Source organism: Corynebacterium sp. HMSC068H04 (assembly GCF_001811255.1).
Lineage (GTDB): Bacteria > Actinomycetota > Actinomycetes > Mycobacteriales > Mycobacteriaceae > Corynebacterium > Corynebacterium hesseae.
Genome location: NZ_KV803971.1, coordinates 1 through 1181 on the forward strand (window position 1 = coordinate 1; position 1181 = coordinate 1181).

Annotated in this window: 1 rRNA gene; it reads left to right on the forward strand. The window is 53.9% G+C overall.

What is annotated here, in order from left to right:
• Positions 1 to 1181 (forward strand): 23S ribosomal RNA (locus HMPREF2792_RS13120); the annotation flags it as partial.

Consider the following 1181-nt stretch of genomic DNA (forward strand, 5'->3'; position numbering starts at 1 on the left):
TGCTTGTGTGTTGTTGTTAGGTGAAGTGGTGTGGAAACGCCTACCGTAGAGGGTGATAGTCCCGTAGTTGAAGGCTTCAATGCATGGGTTGTTGGGTTGCCCGAGTAGCAGCGGGCTCGTGGAATCTGCTGTGAATCTGCCGGGACCACCCGGTAAGCCTAAATACTCAGTGTGACCGATAGTGTATGAGTACCGTGAGGGAATGGTGAAAAGTACCCCGGGAGGGGAGTGAAATAGTTCCTGAAACCATGTGCTTACAATCCGTCAGAGCACCTGTTGTGTGTGATGGCGTGCCTTTTGAAGAATGAGCCTGCGAGTCAGCGGCATGTCGCGAGGTTAACCCGTGTGGGGTAGCCGTAGGGAAACCGAATCCTCATGGGGTGTTTAGTGGCATGTCCTGGACCCGAAGCGGGGTGATCTACCCATGGCCAGTGTGAAGCAGTAGTAAGATGCTGTGGAGGCGCGAACCCACGTAGGTTGAAAACTGCGGGGATGAGCTGTGGGTAGGGGTGAAAGGCCAATCAAACTCCGTGATAGCTGGTTCTCCCCGAAATGCATTTAGGTGCAGCGTCGCATTAGCTTGGTGGAGGTAGAGCTACTGGTTGGTTGAGCGGGACTACAATCTTAGCAATGTCAGCCAAACTCCGAATGCCACTAATTGTGTTGTGCGGCAGTGAGACTGTGGGGGATAAGCTTCATAGTCGAGAGGGAAACAGCCCAGATCGCCGGTTAAGGCCCCTAAGGGTGTGCTAAGTGGAAAAGGATGTGGGATCGCGAAGACAGCCAGGAGGTTGGCTTAGAAGCAGCCATCCTTGAAAGAGTGCGTAATAGCTCACTGGTCGAGTGGTCCTGCGCCGACAATGTAGTGGGGCTCAAGCACACCGCCGAAGCCGCGGCAATACTTTTTGTATTGGGTAGGGGAGCGTCGTGCATGTGTTGAAGCGTTACCGTAAGGCGGCGTGGAGTGTGTGCGAGTGAGAATGCAGGCATGAGTAACGAATTGGAAGGTGAGAATCCTTCCCGCCGGATGACTAAGGGTTCCTGGGTCAAGTTCGTCTTCCCAGGGTGAGTCGGGACCTAAGGCGAGGCCGACAGGCGTAGTCGATGGATAACCAGTTGATATTCTGGTACCCGTATATCCGCGCCCATGATAAAGCACTGATACTAACCACCGCGGATAC